This window comes from Variovorax paradoxus (genome assembly GCF_009498455.1).
Lineage (GTDB): Bacteria > Pseudomonadota > Gammaproteobacteria > Burkholderiales > Burkholderiaceae_C > Variovorax > Variovorax paradoxus_H.
On the sequence record NZ_CP045644.1, the window covers coordinates 321550 to 343637 of the forward strand.

Genomic DNA, 22088 nt, shown 5'->3' on the forward strand with positions numbered 1-22088 from the left:
CGCGCCCGCCAGTGGCGCGGGGGAATTCATGCACGCCAAGGTCATTCGGTACTTCGTCGAGGTGGTTCGCGCGGGCTCGATCCGCAAGGCGGCCGAGCAACTGCACGTGGTGCCCACGGCCGTCAACCGGCAGATCCTCAACCTCGAGGAAGAACTGGGCGCGCCGCTGTTCGAGCGCATCCACAACACGCTCAAGCTCACGCCCGTGGGCGAGATCGTGCTGGCGCATGCGCGCGGCACGCTGCGCGAGTTCGACCTCGTGCGCCAGCGCATCGAGGACGTGCGCGGCCTGCGCCAGGGCGAGGTCACGCTGGCCACCACGGCCGGCCTGGCCGACGCCTTCCTGCCCGCTGTGGTGCAGCGCTTTCGCGCGGCGCACCCGGGCATCCAACTCAAGCTGCTGGGCCTGCCCATCGCGGCCGTGCTGCGCAGCGTGGCCGAAGGCGATGCCGATCTGGCGCTGGCCTACGACGTGCCCGGCACGGCCGGCTTTCGCACGCTGTTCAGCAGCGAATGGCCGATCGGCGCGGTGGTGCCGCCGGGCCATCCGCTCACGGCGCATGCGACCACGGTGCTGGCGGAGTGCGTGGGCTACCCGCTGATCCTGCCCGCGCCGTCGCTGTCGATCCGGCCGATCCTCGACGCCGCGTTCGAACGCTCCGCCATCCGCGTGTCGCCGGTGGTCGAAACCACCTCGACCGCGCTGATGCGCCGGCTGGTGCGCGACGGCGGCGGTATCACGCTGCTGAACCGCCTGGACGTGGACGAGGAGCGCAACGACGGCACGCTGGTCTTCGTGCCGCTGCGCGACACCACGCTGGGCGCGCAGACGCTCACGCTCGAGACCCGCGCCGCGCAGCCGCCGAGCGCCGCGGCCGAGCTGTTCGCGAACCATGTCGTGGCCTGCCTGGACGACCTTCTGGCGCCCTGAAACTGCGCGCGTCCGCTCTGGCAGCCCTTCCGATGACCGTCCACTTTTTGTGCACAGGGCGCGTCATTTATTGACTTTGCATGAGCAAAGACATCGCTCCTAGACTGCCGCGCCGGTTCATCGGCAGGAAAGGCTCCCATGTTCTCGAACGATAAAAAGACCCTCGCAGGAGACGGCGAAGGGGTCGACCAGAAGCTTCCGCTCGCCCGTTGCGGCGCATTGAGCCTGCAGCACGTGCTCGTGATGTACGCGGGCACGGTGGCCGTGCCGCTCATCGTGGGCGGTGCGCTCGGCCTCTCGAAGGCCGACATCGCGTTTCTCATCAACGCCGACCTGTTCGCCGCCGGCATCGCCACGCTGGTGCAGGCCATCGGCTTCTGGCGCTTCGGCATCCGCATGCCGGTGATGATGGGCGTGACCTTCGCGGCCGTCGGGCCGATGATCGCCATCGGCATGGACCCCTCGCTCGGTCTGCCCGCGATCTACGGCGCGACCATCGTGGCGGGCGTGTTCGGCATGCTCGTCGCGCCGCTCATGGGGCGGGTGCTGGGCGTGTTTCCGCCGCTCGTCACGGGCACGGTCATCACGCTGATCGGCGTGTCGCTCATGGGCGTGGCCATCAACTGGGCGGCCGGCGGCCAGCCCACGGCGACCCGCATGATCGGCGGCGTGGCGCACGCGGTGGCCAACCCGGCCTATGGCGAGCCGGTGAACCTGGCGATTGCCGCGGCGGTGCTCGCGGTGATCATCGCGATCACGCGCTTCGGCAAGGGCCTCGTCGCCAACATCGCGGTGCTGCTGGGCATCGTGTTCGGCGTGGGCGTGTCGCTGGCGCTCGGGCGCATGCACTTCGACGGGCTCGAAGAAGCGAGCTGGATCGCCGTGACCACGCCCTTCCACTTCGGCCTGCCGCGCTTCGAGCTCACGGCCATCGCCTCGATGTGCATCGTGATGCTCATCACGCTGGTCGAATCGACCGGCATGTTCCTCGCGCTGGGTGAGATCACCGGCCGCAAGGTGACGACCGACGCACTCACGCGCGGGCTGCGCGCCGACGGGCTGGGCACGGTCATCGGCGGCGTGTTCAACACCTTCCCCTACACCTCGTTCTCGCAGAACGTGGGGCTGGTCACGGTGACGGGCGTGCGCTCGCGCTACGTGGCGGCGGGTGGTGGCCTGATGCTGATTGCACTCGCGCTGTTTCCGAAGATCGCGCACATCGTGGCCTCGGTGCCGCAGTTCGTGCTCGGCGGTGCGGGCATCGTGATGTTCGGCATGGTGGCGGCCACGGGCGTGCGCATCCTGGGTGCGATCGACTACGCGCAGAACCGCCACGCGCTGTACGTGATCGCCATTTCCATCGGGCTCGGGCTGATTCCCACGCTGTCGCCCAACTTCTTCCAGCACTTCCCCGCCTGGACCCATCCGCTGACGCACAGCGGCATCGTGCTGGGCACGCTGGCCGCGGTGCTGCTCAATCTTTTCTACAACGGCGTGCTGTCGAAGGAACGGTCCTTCGCGATGGCGGCGCGCACTTCGCACGGCTCCGAATGACCCTTCAACATCCATCTTCTTCCTCGCAACCGCAGCGCCCGCCGCTGCTGATCGTCCGCCACGCCGACGTGCTCGTCACCATGGACGCAGCCCGGCGCGAGATCGCCGACGGCGCCGTGGTGATGAACGGCCCCGCCGTCGCCTGGGTGGGCGCCACGGCCGAGCTGCCGGCGCCCTACCTCGACGCGCTGCGCAGCGGCCAGGCCGAGGCCATCGACATGCACGGCCATGTCGTGATGCCGGGGCTGGTCAACACGCACCACCACATGTACCAGAGCCTCACGCGCGCCGTGCCCGAGGCGCAGGATGCCGAGCTCTTCGGCTGGCTCACGAACCTGTACCTGCTGTGGGCGCGGCTCACGCCCGAGATGATCCGCGTGTCGACGCAGACCGCGATGGCCGAGCTGATGCGCTCGGGCTGCACCACCACGAGCGACCACCTCTACCTGTTTCCCAACGGGTCGCGGCTCGACGACTCGATCGAGGCCGCCGACGCCATGGGCATGCGCTTCCACGCGGCGCGCGGCAGCATGAGCGTGGGCCGCAGCGCCGGCGGCCTGCCGCCCGACGAGGTGGTGGAGACCGAGGCCGCGATCCTGCGCGACAGCGAACGGCTCATCGACCGCTGGCACAACCCCGCGCGCCATTCGATGCGCCGCATCGTGCTCGCGCCCTGCTCGCCGTTCTCGGTGTCGCGCGACCTGATGCGGCTGTCGGCCGAGCTGGCGCGCGCACGCGGCGTGTCGCTGCACACGCACCTGGCCGAGAACGACAACGACGTGGCGTACTCGCGCGAGAAGTTCGGCATGACGCCGGCCGAATACGCCGAAGACCTGGGCTGGGTCGGCCCCGACGTGTGGCACGCGCACTGCGTGAAGCTCGACGACGCCGGCATCGCGCTCTTCGGGCGTACCGGCACCGGCGTGGCGCACTGCCCGTGCTCGAACATGCGGCTGGCCTCGGGCATCGCGCCCATCGGGGCCATGCGGCGCGCGGGCGTGGCCGTGGGCCTGGGCGTGGACGGGAGCGCGTCGAACGACGGCGCGCACATGCTGGGCGAGGCGCGCCAGGCGATGCTGCTGCAGCGCGTGGGCTACGGCCCGGCTGCGATGACCGCGCGCGAAGCGCTCGAGATCGCCACGGTCGGCGGTGCCCGCGTGCTCGGGCGCGACGACATCGGTGCCCTCGCACCGGGCATGTCGGCCGACCTCGTGGCCTTCGACATGCGCGGCGTCGACCACGCAGGCGCCTGGCACGACCCGGTCGCGGCGCTGGTGTTCTGCACGCCGGTGGCGGCGGCACTGAGCGTGATCGACGGCGTGGTCCGCATCCGCGACGGGCGCTTCACGGGCTTCGAGTTGGCGCCGCTGCTGGCCACGCACCGCGACCTGGCGCGCACGCTGTACGAAAGCGCGCGGCATCCGCACACCGCCTGAACAGGCGATGCACTGATCGTCAGCGCCGCATCGTGTCCAGCTGCGTGACCGGCGCGGCGTTGTTGCCCCACGACCCGCGGATGTAGGTGAGCACCTCGGCCACCTCGGTGGCGTCGAGCGCGTGCCCGAACGGCGGCATGCCGTAGGGGCGCGGGTTGCCGGCCGTCGCGGGCAGGAAGCCACCGTGCGCGACCACCTGGATCAGGTTGGTGGGCCGCGCCATCGTCACCGCGCGATTGCCCGCGAGCGGCGGGTAGGCGCCGGCCGCGCCCTGGCCCTGGTCGCCGTGGCAGTAGGCGCAGCGCTGGTCGTAGATTTTGGCGCCGCGCACCATCGCGCCGGCGTCGCGCCGCACCGGCGCGGCGGGCGCTTTCTGGGCTTCGGGCGCGTCCTGCTTCACGGCCTCGGGCAGGTCCTTCAGGTAGATCGCCATCGCACCCAGGTCGGCGTCGCTCAGGTACTGCGTGCTGCGGAACACGACGTCGGCCATCGGACCCATCACCGAGCCGCGCGGGGCGGTGCCGGACTTGAGCAGCGCCACGACATCGGCCGCGGGCCAGTCGGCCACGCCGGCTTCGTGCGGGTCGGCCAGCGAGGGTGCGTACCAGTTCTCCACCGCGATCAGGCCGCCCGACAGCCCGAGCTTGGTTTCGGTCGCGCCCAGCGAGTTGCGGCTGCCGTGGCAGGCGATGCAGTGGCCCAGCCCGCCCACGAGGTAAGCGCCGCGGTTCCATTCGGCCGGCTTGTTCGCGTTCGCCACGAAGGGCTGCGGCTTGAACGAGAGCGCGCGCCACACGGCGAGCGCGGCCTGCGTGTCGTACGGAAAGCGCAGGCGGTGCGCCTTGTTTTCCGTGGCCGCGGGCGCCACGCTGCGCAGGTAGGCGTAGAGGGCGTCGGAGTCTTCACGCGTGACCTGCGTGAAGTTCGGGTATGGGAAGGCCGGGTACAGCAGGCGCCCGTCCTTGCTGCGGCCGTTGTGCATGGCGCGCCAGAAATGCGCGCTGCTCCAGCCGCCGATGCCGTGCGTCGCATCGGGCGTGAGGTTGGTCGCGTAGATGGTGCCGAACGGCGTTTCGAGCGGCACGCCGCCCGCGTAGGGCTGGCCGCCGCGCGTGGTGTGGCAGCCGGCGCAGTTGCCCGCCAGCGCGAGGTAGCGCCCGCGCTCGACGAGCTGCGGCGTGGCGTCGAAGGCTTCGGCGTGTTCGGGCAGCGGGTCTTCGCCGCGCAGGTTCAGCGCCAGCACGACGCCGGCCAACACGGCCGCCAGGGTGAGCAGGCCCAGCAGGGCCCAGCCGAAATGTCTCAATCGCGCGGTCATCGGGTTCTCAGGGTTTCGCTGCGGTGGGCATGCCGCCGCAGGTGACGGGCAACGGCGCGGGCAGCGAGGCGGCCGGGCGGGTGTCGGCCGGCATCGGCTGCACGGCCAGCCAGCTGGCCACGGCGTTGATGTCGGCGGTGGTCATGCGCTGGCCGATCTGCGCCATGCAGTCGGGCGCGGGCGCGTGGCGCTCCTTGGTGAGCCAGGCGCCGAGCTGCGACGACACATACAGCCGCGGCAGGCCGAGCAGGCCGGGAATGGCCGGCTGCACGCCCGTGAGCGCCGCGCCGTGGCACTGCACGCAGGCCGGGATGTTGCGCGCGGCATCGCCTTCGAGCGCCAGCTGGCGGCCCCGGCGCAGCTGCTCGGGCGAGGCGTCGCTCTGCGGCGAGATCGCCGCGTACGGCAGCGACAGGTTCGCGAAGTACTCGGCCATCTCGCGCAGGTAGTCGTCCGACAGGTGCTGGACCATGTAGGTCATGTCGCTGTTGAAGCGGCGCCCGTCGCGAAAACTCACGAGCTGGTTGAACAGGTAGCCCGCGGGCTTGCCCGCCAGGCGCGGGAAGAAGCCGGCGTTGGTGGTCGCGCCCTCGCGCCCGTGGCAGGCGATGCAGGCGGCCACGCGCTGTTCGATGGTGTCGGGCACGGTGGTGGTGGCGGCCTGCGCGGCGATGGGCGCAAGCGGCAACAGCAGCGCCAGGGCCAGCGCCGCACGATGGAGCACGGCCTGCATCACGTGCCTGCCGCGAAATGCGCCAGGGCCAGCAGGCCCGCGATCAGCAGCAGGGCCATGCACAGCCCCACGCCGATCAGCGGCAGGATGCCCAATTGGGCGGTCCGCTTGTCGGCGTCGGCCCGGCGGCCGCCCAGCCCGATGAAGCTCCAGAGTACGGCGCGCACCGCGCGCATCAGATTGAACATGGCTCCACTGTCGCGCAAACGGGTCAAAAAAAACAGATGCAGATCCAGCTCGATTCACCATATCAGATTAGAGTCCCCGCGAATGACAACGCCCCCCCGATGAAACCCCGATGAAGCGTTATGAAGCCCTGGCCGCCGACATCGAGGCCTCGATCCGCAACGGCACCCTCAAGACCGGCGACCGCCTGCCTTCCGTGCGGCACACGGGCAGCAGCCGCGGCGTGAGCGCCTCCACCGTGTTCCAAGCCTACTACCTGCTGGAAGCGCGCGGCCTCGTGCGCGCGCGCGACCGCTCGGGCTACTACGTGGCCGGCGGCGGCCTGCGCGACGCGCCGCCCGAAACCACCCTCACCTCGCGCCCCGCCGAAGGCCCGCGCGCCCTCGACGTGAGCGACCAGGTGTTCGACATCCTCGAAGCCAGCATGTCGCGCCAGGTCGTGCCTTTCGGCTCGGCCTTTCCGAGCCCGCTGCTGTTTCCGCTCGCGCGGCTGGGCCAGTTCATGGCGGCCAGCGCCAAGTCGCTCGACCCGTGGCGCACCGTGGACGACCTCACGCCCGGCAGCGCCGCCCTGCGCCGGCAGATCGCGCTGCGCTACCTGGCCGACGGCCTGCCCGTGCCGGCCGAGGAGATCGTCGTCACCAACGGCGCGCTCGAGGCGCTCAACCTCTGCCTCTCGGCCGTCACGCGGCCGGGCGACGCGGTGATCGTCGAGTCGCCCACCTTCTATGCCGCGCTGCAGGCGCTCGAACGCATGGGGCTGCGCGCCATCGAGGTGCCGACGCACCCGGGCGAAGGCATCGACCTCGACGCGCTCGCCCAAGCCATCGCCGCGCACCAACCCACGGCCTGCTGGCTCATGACCACCTTCCAGAACCCGCTCGGCAGCCTGATGCCCGATGCGAAGAAGAAGGCGCTCGTCGAACTGCTCGCGCGGCACGAACTGCCGCTGATCGAGGACGACGTGTACGCCGAGCTCTACTTCGGCGAGCGCCGCCCACCGCCCGCCAAGGCCTTCGACACGCAGGGACTGGTGCTGCACTGCTCGTCGTTCTCGAAGAGCCTCGCGCCCGGCTACCGCATCGGCTGGGCCTCGGCCGGGCGCTTCGCGCGCAAGGTGGCGCGACAGAAACTCACGACCACGCTCAGCACCTCCGTGCCCGCGCAACTGGCGCTGGCCGACTACCTCGAGAAGGGCGGCTTCGACAAGCACCTGCGCAAGCTGCGCCAGACGCTCGCGATGCAGCAGGCCACCTTCGCGCAGGGCGTGGGGCATTACTTTCCGGCGGGCACGCGCGCCACGCGACCGCTGGGCGGGTACTTCCTGTGGGTGGAATTGCCGCCGCAGGTGAATGCGCTGGAGATCCATCGCCTGGCGCTGGAGCGCGGCATCAGCGTCGCGCCCGGACCGATTTTTTCGGCCACGCGCGCGTTCACCAACTGCCTGCGGCTGAACTACGGGCATGCGTGGGATGCGCACAGCGAGCAGGCCTTGCAGACGCTCGGGCGACTGGTCGCGGACGCGGCCTGAGGCCGGTGGTGCGTCGCCGATGCCAGGCCGCACGCTTCAAAAACACTGCGGGTTCTGCACATCCGGCACCAGCAACGCGACTCCCTGGAACCTCAAGCCGCCACAGCCACCCCACCCCGCCGCATCCGGCTCACCCTGAACAGCAGGAACGCCGTGATGCTCACGTTCACCAGGTTCCATCCGATGCCGTTCAGGAAGGCCGCGTGGTAGCTGCCCGTCAGGTCGAAGACCTTGCCTGACATCCAGCCGCCCAGCGCCATGCCGAACAGCGTGAACATCAGCACCGTGCCCACGCGCGCACCAGCCTCCTTGGGCGGAAAGTGTTCGCGCACGATGATCGCGTACGAGGGCACGATGCCGCCCTGGAACAGGCCGAACAGCGCCGAGATCACATACAGCGGCACCAGTCCGTCGAACGGCAGAAACAGCAGCAGCGCTACGCACTGCAGCAGGCCGCCCAGCATCAGCGTGCGCAGCCCGCCGATGCGGTCGCAGATGGCGCCCGACACCAGCCGGCTCACGATGCCGAAGCCCAGCATCAGCGACAGCATCATCGCGCCCTGCGCCGGGCCGTAGCCCAGGTCGCCGCAGTACGCCACGATGTGCACCTGCGGCATCGCCATCGCCACGCAACAGGCCACGCCCGCCACGCACAGCAGGCCCTGCGCCGTGCCCAGGCTCAGGCCGAAGGGCCGCGTCATGTCGCGCACCAGGGTGCTGCCCGCAACGTGCGACACGGGCGCCGCCTCGGCCAGTGCCGGCGGGCGCGCGCGGAAGAACAGCGCGAGCAGTGCCATCGTCACGCCGCAGAAGATGCCCATGCCGATGTAGGTCTGGCGCCAGCCGACCTGCTCGACAAAGTGCTGCGCGATGGGCGGCCACACCGCGCCCGCAAGGTAGTTGCCGCTGGCGCACACGGCCACCGCGATGCCGCGCCGCTTGACGAACCACAGCGAGGTGTCGGCCACCAGCGGCGCAAAAGCCACCGAGCTGCCGAGCAGACCCACCAGCAGTGCCTGCGCGATGGTGAAGGACACGATGTCTTGCGACAGGCCCGTGGCGATGTAGCCGGCGGCGAGAAAGGCAGAGCCCATCAGCAGCGGCTTCATCACGCCGATGCGGTCGGCCAGCTTGCCCATGAGCACGCCGCCGAAGCCGAAGCCCAGCATCAGCAGCGTGTAGGGCATGGAGGCATCGGCGCGCGCCACGCCGAACTCGGCCTGCACGGCGGGCAACATGACCGACACCACGTACATGCCGCTGCTGCCGACCGTCATGACCAGCAGCGTGAGCGCCAGGCGCACCATGGCGTAGCGCGAATCAGGCTGGTGGACGATGGGGGTGTCGTGTGTCGTCTTCATTCTTGTTGTCTCTCCACGCATGCATCGGGCGGCGCATGTCGTGTGGCATTCTCGCGGAAGGCTGCGCCGCTTGCTGCGCACGCCCTCGAGAACCCAACGCATGCAAATCACCTACAGACAGGCCGTGCCTGAAGACACGCCCGCGTGCATCGAACTGCGTGGCCGCACGCGAGAGAACGCGTTCTCCGTCGAAGAATTGAAGGCGCTCGGCATCACGCTGGAAAGCTGGCAAACCGGCATCGCCGATGGCTCACTGCCCGGTCATGTCGCGCTGGTCGATGGCGAGCTGGCCGGCTACTGCTTCGGCGACCGCGACACCGGCGAGATCGCCGTGCTGGCGCTGCTGCCTGCGTACGAAGGCCAGGGCATCGGCAAGGCGCTGCTTGCGTTGATGGTCGATGCGTTCAAGGGGCTGGGCTTCCAGCGTCTCTTCCTGGGTTGCTCGCCCGACCCGCAGGTGCGCTCGCACGGGTTCTACCGGCACCTGGGCTGGAAGCCCACGGGTGAATTCGATGCGGCGGGCGATGAAGTGCTGGCGTACGTCCCGTCCTGAGACGTACCCCGTGGCCGGTGCGCGTCAACACCCGGCAGCCTCAGCCGACGAACGGCGCGGGCATGACGACGACGAAGCTCGACGACAAGGCCTTCGGCACCGGCACACCGGGCTTGCGCTTGCCGTCACAGGCCGCTGTCAGCAGGCCGAGACACAACAGAAGAACAAAGGCTGTGCTTCTCATGCGGCGCATGCTAAGCCTGCAACATCGCGCGTCAAGTCGGACGTGGCGCCAATCGGCATGGCGCCGCCGCTGTCAGGCGCGCTGCGCGGTTCGTCAGCGCTGCCGCCAGGCCTGCGTGCGCTTCAACGCCCCATGCCCGGCCAGCGCGAACAGGCCGCGGCCGACGGCGGCCGTGAGCATGATGAGCGAGGCCATGGCGGCGGCAGGCGCCACGTCGCCGGCGTCGTCCATGTTGAGCACGGCGATGGCGGCCAGCGTGGTCTGCGGCGAATAGAGGAACACGACGGCCGACACGGTGGTCATCGCGTTGACGAAGAAGTAGCCCGCCACGTTGAGCACCGTGGGCAGCGCCACCGGCAGGTGCACGCGCCACAGCGTGCGCCAGAACGGCACGCCCATCGACTCGGACACCAGCTCGTACTCGCGGTCGAGCTGGCGCAGCGCAGTGAGCGACGTGAGATGCGCCACCGAGAAAAAATGCGCCACGGTGCAGACCACCAGGATCGACATGCCGCCGTAGATGCCGTGCAGCGGGTTCGCGGCCGAGTTGAAGAAGAAGATGTAGCCCACGCCGAGCACGAGCCCCGGCACCGCGAGCGGCAGGTTGGCCAGCAGGTTCAGCAGCTCGCGCAGCAGGCCGAAGTGGCGCGGCTTCTCCACGAAGTAGGCCGACACGAAGGTGGCGAGCGCGCCCGCCACGGCCGCGTACAGCGCGAGGCGCAGCGAGTTGCCGTAGCTGCCCCAACCGCCGCCGTCCATGTTGCTGAAGTCGTAGTTCTTCAGCGACGGCGTGAGCTTGTAGGGCCAGTAGCTGGCGAGTGAGGCGAACACGGCCATGCCGATCATCACGACGATGGCAATGGCGGTGAGCGTGCAGAACACGAGCAGTGCGCGGTCGCGCGACTTCACGGGCTCGGGTTGATAGGGCGTGGCGCGTGCCGACAGCGCCGCGGCCTGCTTGCGGCGCACGCGGCGCTCGACGAGGAACGACAGCACGGCCGGAATCAGCAGCACGAGGCCGACCACGGCGCCCATCTGAAAATTCTGCTGCCCGACCACCTGCTTGTAGATGTCGGTCGCGAGCACGCCGGTCTGGCCGCCCACCACCTTGGGCACGCCGAAGTCGGTGATGACGAGCACGAACACGACCATCGCGGCCACGATGAGGCCGTAGCGCGAGGCCGGCAGCGTGACGGTGCGGAAGATCCGCCAGCGCGAAGCGCCCAGCGTCTGCGCGGCTTCGTACAAACGCCCGTCGGACGTGGCCATGGCGGTGGTGAGGATCAGCAACGCATGCGGCAGCGTCCAGAACACCGAGCCGAGCACGATGCCCAGCGGGCCGTAGATCGACACGTCGCCGAGCAGCCCCTTGAACAGGCCCTGGTTGCCGAACAGGTAGATCAGGCTGATGGCCGGCAGCAGCGAAGGCGCAAGCAGCGGCATGAGCGCCACGGCGCGCAGCAGGCCCTTGGCGGGCATGCACGAGAGCGTGAGGCCGTAGGCGTACACGTAGGCGATGGCAGTGCACAGCACGGCGCTGATCACCGCGAGGGCGACGCTGTTGAAGGCCGACTGCACGAGCGCGGGGTTTTCGAAGTAGCGCGCGAAGTTGGTGAGGCCTACGAAGTTGCCAGTACGGTCGTAAAAGCTCTGGCCGACGAGGGCGCCGACAGGGAGCGCGACGATCACGACGAGCAGCAACACGACGAGCAACACGGCGGCGCCGGTGAGCCAGCGTTCACGGTCGAAATGGATCGTGCGCGGTATTGCGATCGGGGCGAGGGCTTCTGTGGGGGTGCTCATGTTGTTCTTCTTGTGGTGTCGTTGTTCAGGGCGCGTGCACAGGCCACCGGGTACTTCCCTCCGCGAATGTCCCCCGGGCTTCGCCCTCCTCCTTGATTTCGCTGCGGGAAGCACCCAGTGTCCTGTGCACACCGAGCGCGGCCGTTGTGCTGTTCGATCAACGACCGCACTGAATCACGCTCACGTCGATGGGGTGCCTTGCACAGCGAAATTAAGGAGGAGCCCGAAGGGCGGGGGACATTCGCGGAGCAAGGTGCCCCGTCGGCGGGAGCGCGCCCTGAAGGGCTGCGCACCGCGCGACAAGGAACCCGCACGCGCGAGGTCATGTCATTGCGCCAGCACCGACAGCGCGTTCAAAGGCAGCTGGATGTGCACCATGCTGCTGGGCACCAGCGGCTCTTCGCCACCGCTGCGCGCATCGGCGGGCAGCTCGGCTTCGATCTCGATGCCGAGCGGCTCGCAGGCCAGGCGGGCCGAGGTGCGGTTGCCGAAGAACTCGGTGTCGAGCAGGCGTGCGGCAAAGCTGTTGGTGCCGAGTTCGGAACCGAAGCGCTTCACCACCACATGCTCGGGCCGGATGCCCACGGTGGCTTGCGAACCGACGCTGAGGTTGCCCGGTGCGCAGAACAGCTCGCTGTCGCGCACACGCACCTTGCCGCCGGCCAGCACGGTGGCGGGCAGCATGTTCATGCGGCCCACGAAGCCCGCCGCGAAGCGGGTGCGCGGCTGGCGGTACAGCTCGTCGGGCGTGCCGGCCTGCTCGATGCGGCCGTTGTGCATCAGCACCACGCGGTCGGCCATCGAGAGGGCTTCTTCCTGGTCGTGCGTGACCATGATGGTGACGATACCCAGGCGCTTTTGCAGCGCGCGGATTTCGCTGCGCAAGGTGGCGCGCACCTGCGCGTCGAGCGCGGAGAGCGGCTCGTCGAGCAGCAGCAGACGCGGATTGGGCGCGAGCGCGCGCGCCAGCGCGATGCGCTGCTGCTGGCCGCCCGAGAGCTGCACGGGGTACTTGTCGGCATGCGCGGTGAGCCCGACAAGGTCGAGCATCTCGCGCGATCGCTTGGCCATCTCGCGCGCCAGTGCACCCGTGGGGTGCAGGCCGTAGGCGATGTTCTGCGCCGCCGTCAGGTTGGGGAACAGCGCATACGACTGGAACACCACGCCGAAGCCGCGCGCCGCGGGCGGCAGGCCCGCGATGTCTTGGCCGCCGAGCAAGATTTGCCCGCTGTCGGCGCGTTCGATGCCGCACACGATGCGCAGCAGCGTGGTCTTGCCGCAGCCCGAAGGGCCGAGCAGGCAGACGAACTCGCCGGGCTCGATGTCCAGATCAATGCCGTCGAGCACGCGCGTGGCGCCAAAGGACTTGCCGATGCCGCGAAGAGAGAGAAAGCTGGTCATGTGCGGCTACCCGGAATCCCGATCACATCGGCTTTTTTTCAGCCTTGGCGTCGTAGCGCTTCGACCATTCCGTCAGGATGCGGTCGCGGTTGGCGGCAGCCCAGTTGAAGTCGTTCTTGGCCAGCAGCTTCTCGACGTCGCCCGGCACGAACTCGAGCTTTTCCTGGATGCCCGGCAGCGCGAGCACGGCGAAGTTCTTCGCGTAGAGCTCGTTGGCCTGCTTGGTCACGGCCCAGTCGGCCAGGGCCTTGGCGGCGTCCTGCTTCTTGCTGGTCTTCATGATGCCGGTGGCTTCCATGTCCCAGCCCAGGCCTTCCTTGGGCAGCACGATGTCGATGGGGGCGCCGTCGCGCTTGGTCTTGTTGGCGCGGTATTCGAACGACATGCCGAGCGCGAACTCGCCGGCGCCGGCCTGGCGGCAGGGCTTGCTGCCCGACAGGCTGTACACACCGATGTTCTGGTGCAGCGCGTCCATGTACTTCCAGGCCTTGTCTTCGCCCATCATCTGGATCCAGCCCGACACCATGAGGTAGCCGGTGCCCGAGGCGGCGGGGTTGGGCATGGTGATCTGGCCCTTGTAGACCGGGTTGGTCAGGTCGGCCCAGCTGGTGGGCTTGGGCAGGCTCTTCTTCGTGGCTTCAACAGTGTTGAAGCAGATGGCCGACGACCACACGTCCATGCCGACCCACTTGGGCGGGTTGGCCGTGTCGCGCATGGTCGGCTTGATGGCGTCCAGGCCCTTGGGGGCGTAGGGCTGGAGCATGCCTTCCTTGTCGAGCAGCATCAGCGAAGTGGCGGCCAGGCCCCACACCACGTCGGCCTGCGGGTTGGCCTTTTCGGCCAGCAGCTTGGCGGTGACGATGCCGGTCGAGTCGCGCACGAACTTCAGCTCGATGTTCTGGTTCTCTTTCTCGAAGGCGGCCTTGTAGGCCTGCACCTGGTCGGCTTCGAGCGCGGTGTAGACCAGCAGCTCGGTGCGGCCCTGGGCCGAGGCGGCAAAAGCCAGCGAGAACAGGGCGGCGGGCACGGCGGCCCACATCAGACGACGATGCAGCATGGGAGATTCCCTCGGGGTAAGAACAGGCGGTGTACGCAAAAAGAAAACACGGCCGGGGCCGTGAACGCAGCGATGCTCGCAGCGGTATGTGACAAAGGTTTGTCACATGACACAGCCGTGCCACGGCACGGTCGTGGGCGTCACACGGCTGTCATGTCGACGGGTGACGCGGGCGGCTTCAGCCCCGTCTAAGGAAGCTTTGTCTACGATGGGCTCCCCACGAGGTTTGGCGCACGAGCGCCTGCGAGGAAATCTGCATGTCATCTTCTGTCCCATCGCCCACCATCGCCGCGCGTGCCGGCACCTTCGTCCAGGTCGTGCGCCGCGTGTTCCGGCTCGCGGCGCCCTACTTCAACTCCGAAGAAGAGAAGTGGCGCGCGCGCCTGATGTTCGCGGGCATCGTGGCGCTGAACCTGGCCTATGTGTACGCGCTGGTGCTCTTCAATCAGTGGTACGGCCGCTTCTACGACGCGCTGCAGAACAAGGATGCGACGGTCTTCTGGCGCGAGATCCGCGTGTTCGCCGTGCTGGCCTTCTTCAACATCGCGATCCAGGTGCTGAAGTTCTATGTGACGCAGATGCTGCAGCTGCGCTGGCGCGCCTGGATGACGCGCAACTACCTGGGCCGCTGGATGGCCGACCGGGCCTTCTATCACCTGGAGCTGGCGCGCTACGCGCAGGCCGACGGCGTCACGCCCGACAACCCCGACCAGCGCATCCAGGAAGACATGCAGATGTTCACCAATGCCACGATGACGCTGTCGATGGACTTGATGAACGCGGTGGTCACGCTGCTGAGCTTCATCGGCATCCTGTGGGGCCTGTCGGGGACCTTCGACCTGTCGCTGGGTGACAGCACCTACCAGATCGCCGGCTCGATGGTGTGGCTGGCGCTGGTCTACTGCGTGGTCGGCACGGTCATCACGCACTTCATCGGCCGGCCGCTCATCGGCCTGAACTTTCGCCAGCAGCGCTTCGAAGCCGATTTCCGCCACCACCTGGTGCGCGTGCGCGAATACAGCGAAGCCATTGCGCTCGACCGCGGCGAGACCGTGGAACGCGGCCAGCTCGACGTGCGATTCGGTGCGGTGCTGCGCAATTACCTGCAGCTGATCAAGCAGCAGAAGAACCTGGTCACTTTCACTGCGATGTTCGGACAGGCGTCGCTGATCTTCCCGTTCATCGTGTCGGCGCCGCGCTTCTTCAGCGGCGCCATTCAGCTGGGCGGCCTCATGCAGATTTCATCGGCCTTCGACAAGGTGCAGGAATCGCTGAGCTGGTTCGTCGAAAACTACGACAAGGTGGCCGTCTGGCGCGCCACCACCGACCGTCTGATCAGCTTCGACGACGCAATGCGCGCGCACGCGGCACGCGACATCGGCCTGCAACGCGACGACAACGCCCCCGCGCTCGACACCACCGGCCTCACGGTCGCGCTGCCCAATGGCACGCAGCTGCTGGCCGGCGCCGCGCTGGCGGTGCGGCCCGGCGACAGCGTGCTGCTGCAAGGCCCGTCGGGCAGCGGCAAGTCGACGCTGTTCCGCACCTTCGCGGGCATCTGGCCGTTTGCGAGCGGCCAGGTGCAGGCCCCGGCCGACGCGGTCTTCATGCCGCAGCGCCCCTACCTGCCCGACGGCAAGTTGCGCGAAGCGTTGACCTACCCGCACCCGGCCGCCGGCTTCAGCGATGAACAACTGCGCCAGGCGCTGATCGATGCATTGCTGCCCGACCTCGTGAACCGGCTCGACGACAGCGACGCCTGGAGCCAGAAGCTCTCGGGCGGCGAGCAGCAGCGGCTGGCCATCGCACGGGTGCTGCTGAAGAAACCGGCCTGGCTCTTCGCCGACGAAGTGACCAGCGCGCTCGATGCGCCGGCCGAAGCCGTGCTCTATCAGCGGCTCGCCGACACGGTGCGGGCGGGCGGCGGCGCGATGGTGTCGATCGCGCACCGCCCGGCCGTGGGCGATTTCCATGGCCAGCGGTGGACGCTGGTGCCGCAGGAAGAAAGCGCGAGCGGCGGTGCGCGCTACCGGCTCGAGACCGCTGCGGCTGCTCAGCCCACCGCGGGCTGATCGACGTAGCGCTCCCAGCCCTTCTTGCGCAACTCGCAGGCCGGGCATTCGCCGCAGCCGTAGCCCCAGGCCTGGCGGTGCTCGCGGTCGCCGAGGTAGCAGGTGTGGGTTTCTTCGACGATCAGGTCGACCAGCGGCTGGCCGCCCAAGCGGTGGGCCAGCGCCCAGGTCTCGGCCTTGTCGATCCACATGAGCGGCGTCTCGATGACGAGGCGGCGCTCCAGGCCGAGCGACAGCGCGAGTTGCATCGCCTTCATGGTGTCGTCGCGGCAGTCGGGGTAGCCCGAGAAGTCGGTTTCGCACACGCCGGTGACGATCACCTGCAGCCCGCGCCGGTAGGCCAGCGCGCCCGCGAGCGTGAGAAACAGCAGGTTGCGCCCCGGCACGAAGGTGTTGGGCAGGCCGTCGGCCTGCATGGCGAAGGCGACTTCTTCAGTGAGCGACGAGCCGCCGAGCTGGGCCAGCGCGGCGAGCGTGAGCACGTGGTCTTCGCCCAGGCGCGGCGCCCATTCGGGAAAGCGCTCGCGCATCTGGGCGAGCACGGTGCCGCGCACGTCGAGCTCGACGCGGTGGCGCTGGCCGTAGTCGAATCCCAGGGTTTCGACACGCTGGTACTTGGACAGGGCCTCGGCCAGGCAGGTGGCCGAGTCCTGGCCGCCGGAAAACAGAACGAGGGCGGTGGTGTGCAGGGGCATGTCCGTCAACGGCGGGGCCGTTGTAGTGCAAATGCGTGATTTTCGCAGCCGATCGATGAGGCTGCTGACCGCCCTGTTCGGCGGCTTCTAGAGAAAGCGCTCCAGCAGCTTGCGCGAGGCGCGGTCGAGCGCCTTGGTATCGGGAATGCGGAACTGCACGCCGTGCGCGCTCGCGATGAGCAGCGCGCCGCCGTCGAGCCGGCGGATGTCTTCTTCGGCCTTGAGCACGAAGCTGGTGTCGCCGCGGTCGGTGCTCACGGTCCAGGTGCTGGGCACGCCGAAGCTCGACACGCCGTGCAGCTTCAGCAGCGTCGGCGCAAAGTCGCGCACGGCGAGTTCTTCGGTCAGCAGCGCCTGCGTGGGTGCGGGCAGCTGGTCGACGCGGTCGACCCACACGAGCTCGCGGCCTTCGCTGCCGACGAGCGACACGCCCTCGTTGGGCGCGCTCAGCGGAAACGCGCGCACGGGCGTCACGCCCACGTGGCGCTCGCCCTGCGCGTCGGTCAGCACGAGGCGGCCGAAGGTGTCGCGTGCGAGTTCGAAATTGTTGGTGTTGCTCATCACACGTCCCCTGCCGGATGGGCGGCGTGGCTCACGGCCAGCGGCGCTTGCGCGTTGGCGCGCTCGTCGGCCGCGCCCTCGCTCACATCGTCTTCGTCGCCCTGGCGCAGCTGCGCCTGGTACAGGCGCCAGTAGGCGCCCTGCTTGGCCATGAGCGCGTCGTGCGGCCCGACCTCGACCACCTCGCCGCGGTCCATGACCACGAGGCGGTCGGCCTTGCGCAGCGTGGACAAACGGTGCGCGATGGCGATGGTGGTGCGGCCCTGCACGAGGTTGTCGAGCGCCTTCTGGATTTCCTTTTCGGTCTCGGTGTCGACGGCCGAGGTGGCCTCGTCGAGGATCAGGATGCGCGGGTCGATGAGCAGTGCGCGCGCAATGCTGATGCGCTGGCGCTCGCCGCCCGACAGGCCCTGGCCGCGCTCGCCCACCAGCGAGTCGTAGCCATGCGGCAGGCGCAGGATGAAGTCGTGCGCATGGGCCGCGCGTGCGGCAGCGACCACCTCTTCGCGCGTGGCGTCAGGCTTGCCGTAGGCGATGTTCTGCGCGATGGTGCCGAAGAACAAAAACGGCTCCTGCAGCACCAGCCCCACGTGGCGGCGGTAGTCGGCCACGGCGAAGCGGCGGATGTCGGTGCCGTCGACCTTGATGGCGCCGTCGGTCACGTCGTAGAAGCGGCAGATCAGGTTGACCAGCGTGCTCTTGCCCGAGCCGCTGTGGCCCACGAGGCCGATCATTTCGCCGGGTTCGATGGTCAGGTCGAGGTCGTGAATGACGGCGCGCGAGCCGTAACGAAAGCCCAGCCCGCTCATCTCGATGCGGCCCTGCACGCGCTCCACCTTCACCGGGTTGGCCGGCTCGGGCACGTTGCTCACATGGTCGAGGATGTCGAAGATGCGCTTGGCGCCAGCGGCGGCCTTCTGCGTGACCGAGACGATGCGGCTCATCGAATCGAGGCGCGTGTAGAAGCGGCCGATGTAGGCGATGAACGCGGTGAGCACACCCACCGTGATATGGCCGCGCGCCACCTGCCAGATGCCGAAGGCCCAGACCACGAGCAGACCGATTTCGGTGAGCAGCGACACCGTCGGCGTGAACAGCGACCAGGTGCGGTTGAGCTTGTCGTTGACCTGCAGGTTGTAGGCGTTGGCGACGCGGAAGCGCTCGGCTTCGCGGCGCTCCTGCGCAAAGGCCTTGACCACGCGGATGCCGGGGATGGTGTCGGCCAGCACGTTGGTCACCTCGGACCAGACGCGGTCGATCTTCTCGAAGCCGGTGCGCAGGCGGTCGCGCACGACGTGGATCATCCAGGCGATGAAGGGCAGCGGCACCAGCGTGACCACGGCCAGCAGCGGGTTGATCGAGAACAGGATGACCGCCGTCATGACGATCATCAGCACGTCGTTCGCGAAGTCGAGCGCGTGCAGCGACAGAAAGACGTTGATGCGGTCGGTTTCCGAGCCGATGCGCGCCATGAGGTCGCCGGTGCGCTTGCCGCCGAAGTAGTCCAGCGGCAGGGTCAGCAGGTGTTCGTAGGTGGTGGTGCGCAGGTCGGCGCCGATGCGCTCGGACACCAGCGCCAGCAGGTAGGTGCGCGCCCAGCCAAGCCCCCAGCCGACCAGCGCCGCGATCAGCAGGCCGCCCAGGTAGAGGCCGACCCGGCCGGAGTCGATCTTCTGCCCGTTCTGGAACGGGATCAGGATGTCGTCCATCAGCGGGATGGTCAGGTACGGCGGCACCAGCGTGGCGGCCGTGGAAATGAGGGTCAGAACAAACCCGAGGATCAGCTGCTTGCGGTACGGACCGGCAAAGCGGCCCAAACGCAGCAGCACCCAGGTCGAGGGCGGCGTTTGCAGTTCGGTGTCGGTGCTGTCGGCATCGAGCCCGTCGGGCACCTCTTCTGTCGCCTTCGTGACAGCCGGCGCAGCGCGCTGGCCGAACAACTTGAGCATCTTGAGCGCCGCCGGCTGGCCGGCGAGCGTGTAGCGCCAGCGGGCGAGCTGCCCGGCGGGCCCGATGAGGTCGAGGGTTCCGACGCCCGCATGGTCGGAAAGACGCATTTCCAAGGCCTGATCGGAGAGTGGCCACTCACGCCACTCGCCGCCGGGTTCCAGGGCGATGAGCCGCTGGTCGGTCAGGGCGACAAGGCCGGTGGCGAATCGAAGTTGGTCGTCGAGGTCAACCGCAAGTGTTACCGAAACGTTTTCAGCGCCTGCGAGTCGGCTTTTCAGCACGCCTGAAACCGCCTCCGTTTCGCCCGCCTGGGCGCCGACTGGATCGTGATGTTGCATTGTGTTTATTTGACTCTTGCCCGTCGCGGGCCGCAGGGACCGCGTCATGGCGTCCTTGGTCGGGCGCCGATTCTGACCGATCGCCATGGGTGCGCTTGAAGGCGCCGTGGTGCTCGGCCAAAGCACATCGAACGTTTGCATGACCCGTTTCGACGACATCCAATTGCTGCGCATTAACTATTTGCGCGGTCCCAACCTCTGGACCTACCGTCCGGTGCTCGAAGTCTGGCTCGACCTGGGTCAACTGGAAGACTTCCCCTCCAACAAGATCGACGGTTTCACCGACCGGCTGACCACCCTGCTGCCGGCGCTCATCGAGCACCACTGCGGCGTGGGCGAGCGCGGCGGCTTCATCCAGCGCCTCACCGAAGGCACCTGGTCGGGCCACGTGCTGGAGCATGTCGTGATCGAGCTGCTGAACCTGGCCGGCATGCCGACCGGCTTCGGGCAAACCCGCAGCACCTCTGAGCACGGCGTGTACCGCATGGTGTTCCGTGCCCGTGACGAGCAGGTCGCCCGCGTGGCCCTGACCGAAGGCCACCGCCTGCTGATGGCGGCCATCAACAACGACTCGTTCACCGCGTCCGACGTGCAAACGGCCGTCGAGGCGGTCAAGGCCAAGGTCGAAGACTGCTACCTCGGCCCGAGCACCGCGGCCATCGTGTCGGCTGCCACCGACCGCGGCATTCCGCACATGCGCCTGAACAGCGGCAACCTGGTGCAGCTGGGCTACGGCGCCAACCAGCAGCGCATCTGGACCGCGGAAACCGACTACACCAGCGCCATCGGCGAATCGATTGCCAGCGACAAGGAGCTGACCAAGTCGCTGCTTGCCAGCTGCGGCGTGCCCGTGCCGCACGGCCAAGTGGTCGAGTCGCCCGAAGAAGCCTGGGAAGCCGCCGAGGACATCGGCCTGCCCGTGGTCGTGAAACCGTCGGACGCCAACCATGGCCGCGGCGTGTCGCTCGAGCTGACGACGCGCGAAGAAGTCATGGCCGCCTTCGCGGTCGCCGAGCCCGAGGGCAGCGACGTGATGGTCGAGCGCTTCATCCGCGGCCACGAACACCGCCTGCTGGTGGTGGGCGGCGAGGTGGTGGCGGCCGCGCGCGGCGAGATCATCACCGTGACCGGCGACGGCACGAACACCGTGGCCGGGCTGATCGACAAGCAGCTCAACAGCGACCCGCGCCGCGGCGCCGAAGAAGAGTTTCCGCTCGACGTGATCGTGCTGGCCACCGACGCCAAGCTGCAACTGGAGCTCAAGCGCCAGGAGCTCGACGGCACTTCGGTGCCGGCCGCCGGCCGCGTGGTCACGATCCAGCGCAACGGCAACATGGCCTACGACTGCACCGACCTCGTGCACCCCGAGGTGGCACACGCCGCCGTGCTCGCCGCCCGCGTGGTCGGCCTGGACATCGCGGGCATCGACATGGTCGCGCAGGACATCTCCAAGCCGCTGGGCCCGCAGGGCGGCGCGATCGTCGAGGTGAACGCCGGCCCCGGCCTGCTGATGCACCTGAAGCCGGCCATCGGCTCGCCGCGCCCCGTGGGCCGCGCCATCTGCGACCACCTGTTCCCGAACGACGCGCCCGGCCGCATCCCCGTGGTGGGCGTGGCCGGCTCGCGCGACACCGCCGTGCTCGCGCGGCTGGTGGCCTGGCTCATCAACCTCGGCGGGCGCCACACCGGCCTGGCCTGCCGCGACGGCCTGTTCCTCGAGCGCCGCCGCGTCGACGCACGCAACAGCGCCAACTGGGACGCCGGCCACCGCCTGCTCGTGAACCGCGCCGTCGAGGCCGTGGTGATCGAGAACGGCGCCGAAACCATCCTGCGCGACGGCCTGGCCTACGACCGCTGCGAAGTCGGCATCGTGACCGACCTCGAAGGCTCCGAAGCGCTGGCCGACTACGACATCACCGAAAGCGACCAGATGGTCAAGGTGCTGCGCACGCAGGTCGACGTGGTGCTGGCCGAAGGCACGGCCGTGCTGAACGCCGACGAGCCGCGCATCGCCGCGCTGGCGCCGCTGTGCGACGGCGCCGTCATCCTCTACGGCACCGACCCGCAGGCCGCCGCGCTCACCGCGCACCAGGCCGCCGGCGGCAAGGCCGTGCTGGTGCGCCAGGACCGCGTGGTGCTGGCCAACGGCACGAGCGAATCGTTTTTGCCCGGCCTGGGCCGCCTGACCATCTGGCGCGCGACCCACGTCGGCGTGAGCCTCGAAAGCCTGCTGGCCGCCGTGGCCGCCGCGTGGGCGCTGGGCATTCCGCTCAACCTGATCGGCGCCGGCGTCGAGGCCTTCGAAGCCGACCTGCAGGCGGCGCTGGCCTCGCTGCAGCTGTCGCAGACCTCGCCGCTTTCTCCCCAACAACAACTGGCATGACCCGATGCGCCGCCCCGCCACCCGCGGGGCCGGCGCCCACC

19 protein-coding genes are annotated in these 22088 nt (G+C 68.8%); 8 read left to right on the plus strand and 11 right to left on the minus strand.

Annotation, left to right across the window (positions count from 1 at the left end):
* Positions 1-28: 28 nt before the first annotated feature.
* From GFK26_RS01430 to GFK26_RS01440, 3 genes are all read left to right on the plus strand, one after another.
* Positions 29-931 carry a LysR substrate-binding domain-containing protein gene (locus GFK26_RS01430; RefSeq protein ID WP_153280529.1) on the plus strand — a complete coding sequence of 301 codons (903 nt, stop codon included), beginning with the start codon at positions 29-31 and terminating at the stop codon, positions 929-931.
* A 138-nt stretch (positions 932-1069) separates the two neighbouring features.
* A complete protein-coding gene (locus GFK26_RS01435) occupies positions 1070-2485 on the plus strand; it encodes a nucleobase:cation symporter-2 family protein (RefSeq protein ID WP_153280530.1) in 1416 nt (471 codons plus the stop codon).
* A complete protein-coding gene (locus GFK26_RS01440; RefSeq protein WP_153280531.1) occupies positions 2482-3921 on the plus strand; it encodes an 8-oxoguanine deaminase in 1440 nt (479 codons plus the stop codon). Before GFK26_RS01435 ends, GFK26_RS01440 begins: the two co-directional genes overlap by 4 nt.
* 19 nt (positions 3922-3940) lie before the next feature.
* Here GFK26_RS01440 and GFK26_RS01445 read toward each other — a convergent pair whose 3' ends face one another.
* Genes GFK26_RS01445 through GFK26_RS01455 form a run of 3 tightly spaced genes read right to left on the minus strand, consistent with a single transcriptional unit; the run spans position 3941 to position 6160 of the window.
* A complete protein-coding gene (locus GFK26_RS01445; protein WP_153280532.1) occupies positions 3941-5239 on the minus strand; it encodes a c-type cytochrome in 1299 nt (432 codons plus the stop codon).
* A 7-nt stretch (positions 5240-5246) separates the two neighbouring features.
* Positions 5247-5972 (minus strand): c-type cytochrome, encoded by a 726-nt coding sequence (locus tag GFK26_RS01450; RefSeq protein WP_153280533.1) that lies wholly within the window; start codon positions 5970-5972, stop codon positions 5247-5249.
* A complete protein-coding gene (locus GFK26_RS01455; protein WP_056573062.1) occupies positions 5972-6160 on the minus strand; it encodes a DUF2970 domain-containing protein in 189 nt (62 codons plus the stop codon). The genes GFK26_RS01450 and GFK26_RS01455 overlap by 1 nt, the downstream gene beginning before the upstream one ends.
* A gap of 110 nt (positions 6161-6270) precedes the next feature.
* On the opposite strand from GFK26_RS01455, the gene GFK26_RS01460 reads away from it, so the two are divergent.
* Positions 6271-7689, plus strand: coding sequence for a PLP-dependent aminotransferase family protein (locus tag GFK26_RS01460; protein WP_153280534.1), 1419 nt, complete (start codon positions 6271-6273; stop codon positions 7687-7689).
* Between the two features lie 92 nt (positions 7690-7781).
* Here the strand turns inward: GFK26_RS01460 and GFK26_RS01465 are convergent, their stop codons facing one another.
* Positions 7782-9050, minus strand: coding sequence for an MFS transporter (locus GFK26_RS01465; protein WP_153280535.1), 1269 nt, complete (start codon positions 9048-9050; stop codon positions 7782-7784).
* A 100-nt stretch (positions 9051-9150) separates the two neighbouring features.
* Here GFK26_RS01465 and GFK26_RS01470 point away from each other — a divergent pair, with 100 nt between their 5' ends.
* Positions 9151-9603 (plus strand): GNAT family N-acetyltransferase, encoded by a 453-nt coding sequence (locus GFK26_RS01470; RefSeq protein ID WP_153280536.1) that lies wholly within the window; start codon positions 9151-9153, stop codon positions 9601-9603.
* 40 nt (positions 9604-9643) lie between these two features.
* Here GFK26_RS01470 and GFK26_RS33935 read toward each other — a convergent pair whose 3' ends face one another.
* The 4 genes from GFK26_RS33935 to GFK26_RS01485 all read right to left on the minus strand — a co-directional run bounded on the left by GFK26_RS33935 (position 9644) and on the right by GFK26_RS01485 (position 14048).
* On the minus strand, positions 9644-9787 hold the full coding sequence (locus GFK26_RS33935; RefSeq protein WP_180838959.1) for a hypothetical protein: 144 nt from the start codon (positions 9785-9787) through the stop codon (positions 9644-9646).
* A gap of 93 nt (positions 9788-9880) precedes the next feature.
* Positions 9881-11590 carry a putative 2-aminoethylphosphonate ABC transporter permease subunit gene (locus tag GFK26_RS01475; RefSeq protein WP_153280537.1) on the minus strand — a complete coding sequence of 570 codons (1710 nt, stop codon included), beginning with the start codon at positions 11588-11590 and terminating at the stop codon, positions 9881-9883.
* 327 nt (positions 11591-11917) lie between these two features.
* Complete coding sequence (locus GFK26_RS01480; RefSeq protein WP_153280538.1) at positions 11918-12991, minus strand: ABC transporter ATP-binding protein; 1074 nt, start codon at positions 12989-12991, stop codon at positions 11918-11920.
* A 22-nt stretch (positions 12992-13013) separates the two neighbouring features.
* Entirely contained in the window at positions 13014-14048 is a 1035-nt protein-coding gene (locus GFK26_RS01485; protein WP_153280539.1) for a putative 2-aminoethylphosphonate ABC transporter substrate-binding protein, read from the minus strand.
* A 257-nt stretch (positions 14049-14305) separates the two neighbouring features.
* Here GFK26_RS01485 and GFK26_RS01490 point away from each other — a divergent pair, with 257 nt between their 5' ends.
* Positions 14306-16120 (plus strand): ABC transporter ATP-binding protein/permease, encoded by a 1815-nt coding sequence (locus GFK26_RS01490; RefSeq protein WP_153280540.1) that lies wholly within the window; start codon positions 14306-14308, stop codon positions 16118-16120.
* Here the strand turns inward: GFK26_RS01490 and queC are convergent.
* The 3 genes from queC to GFK26_RS01505 all read right to left on the minus strand — a co-directional run bounded on the left by queC (position 16102) and on the right by GFK26_RS01505 (position 19433).
* Entirely contained in the window at positions 16102-16815 is a 714-nt protein-coding gene (gene queC / locus GFK26_RS01495; RefSeq protein WP_101491092.1) for a 7-cyano-7-deazaguanine synthase QueC, read from the minus strand. The two genes, GFK26_RS01490 and queC, sit on opposite strands and share 19 nt — an antisense overlap.
* 87 nt (positions 16816-16902) lie before the next feature.
* The gene (locus tag GFK26_RS01500; RefSeq protein ID WP_153280541.1) at positions 16903-17376 is read right to left on the minus strand and encodes a DUF1854 domain-containing protein; all 474 of its coding nucleotides are present in this window, start codon (positions 17374-17376) and stop codon (positions 16903-16905) included.
* Positions 17376-19433, minus strand: coding sequence for an ABC transporter ATP-binding protein (locus GFK26_RS01505; protein ID WP_416222534.1), 2058 nt, complete (start codon positions 19431-19433; stop codon positions 17376-17378). Before GFK26_RS01505 ends, GFK26_RS01500 begins: the two co-directional genes overlap by 1 nt.
* On the opposite strand from GFK26_RS01505, the gene GFK26_RS34645 reads away from it, so the two are divergent.
* Complete coding sequence (locus GFK26_RS34645) at positions 19416-19613, plus strand: hypothetical protein (protein ID WP_416222535.1); 198 nt, start codon at positions 19416-19418, stop codon at positions 19611-19613. The genes GFK26_RS01505 and GFK26_RS34645 overlap by 18 nt on opposite strands.
* Positions 19614-19803: 190 nt before the next feature.
* Positions 19804-22047 (plus strand): cyanophycin synthetase, encoded by a 2244-nt coding sequence (gene cphA / locus GFK26_RS01510; protein ID WP_228121866.1) that lies wholly within the window; start codon positions 19804-19806, stop codon positions 22045-22047.
* Positions 22048-22088: the final 41 nt, after the last annotated feature.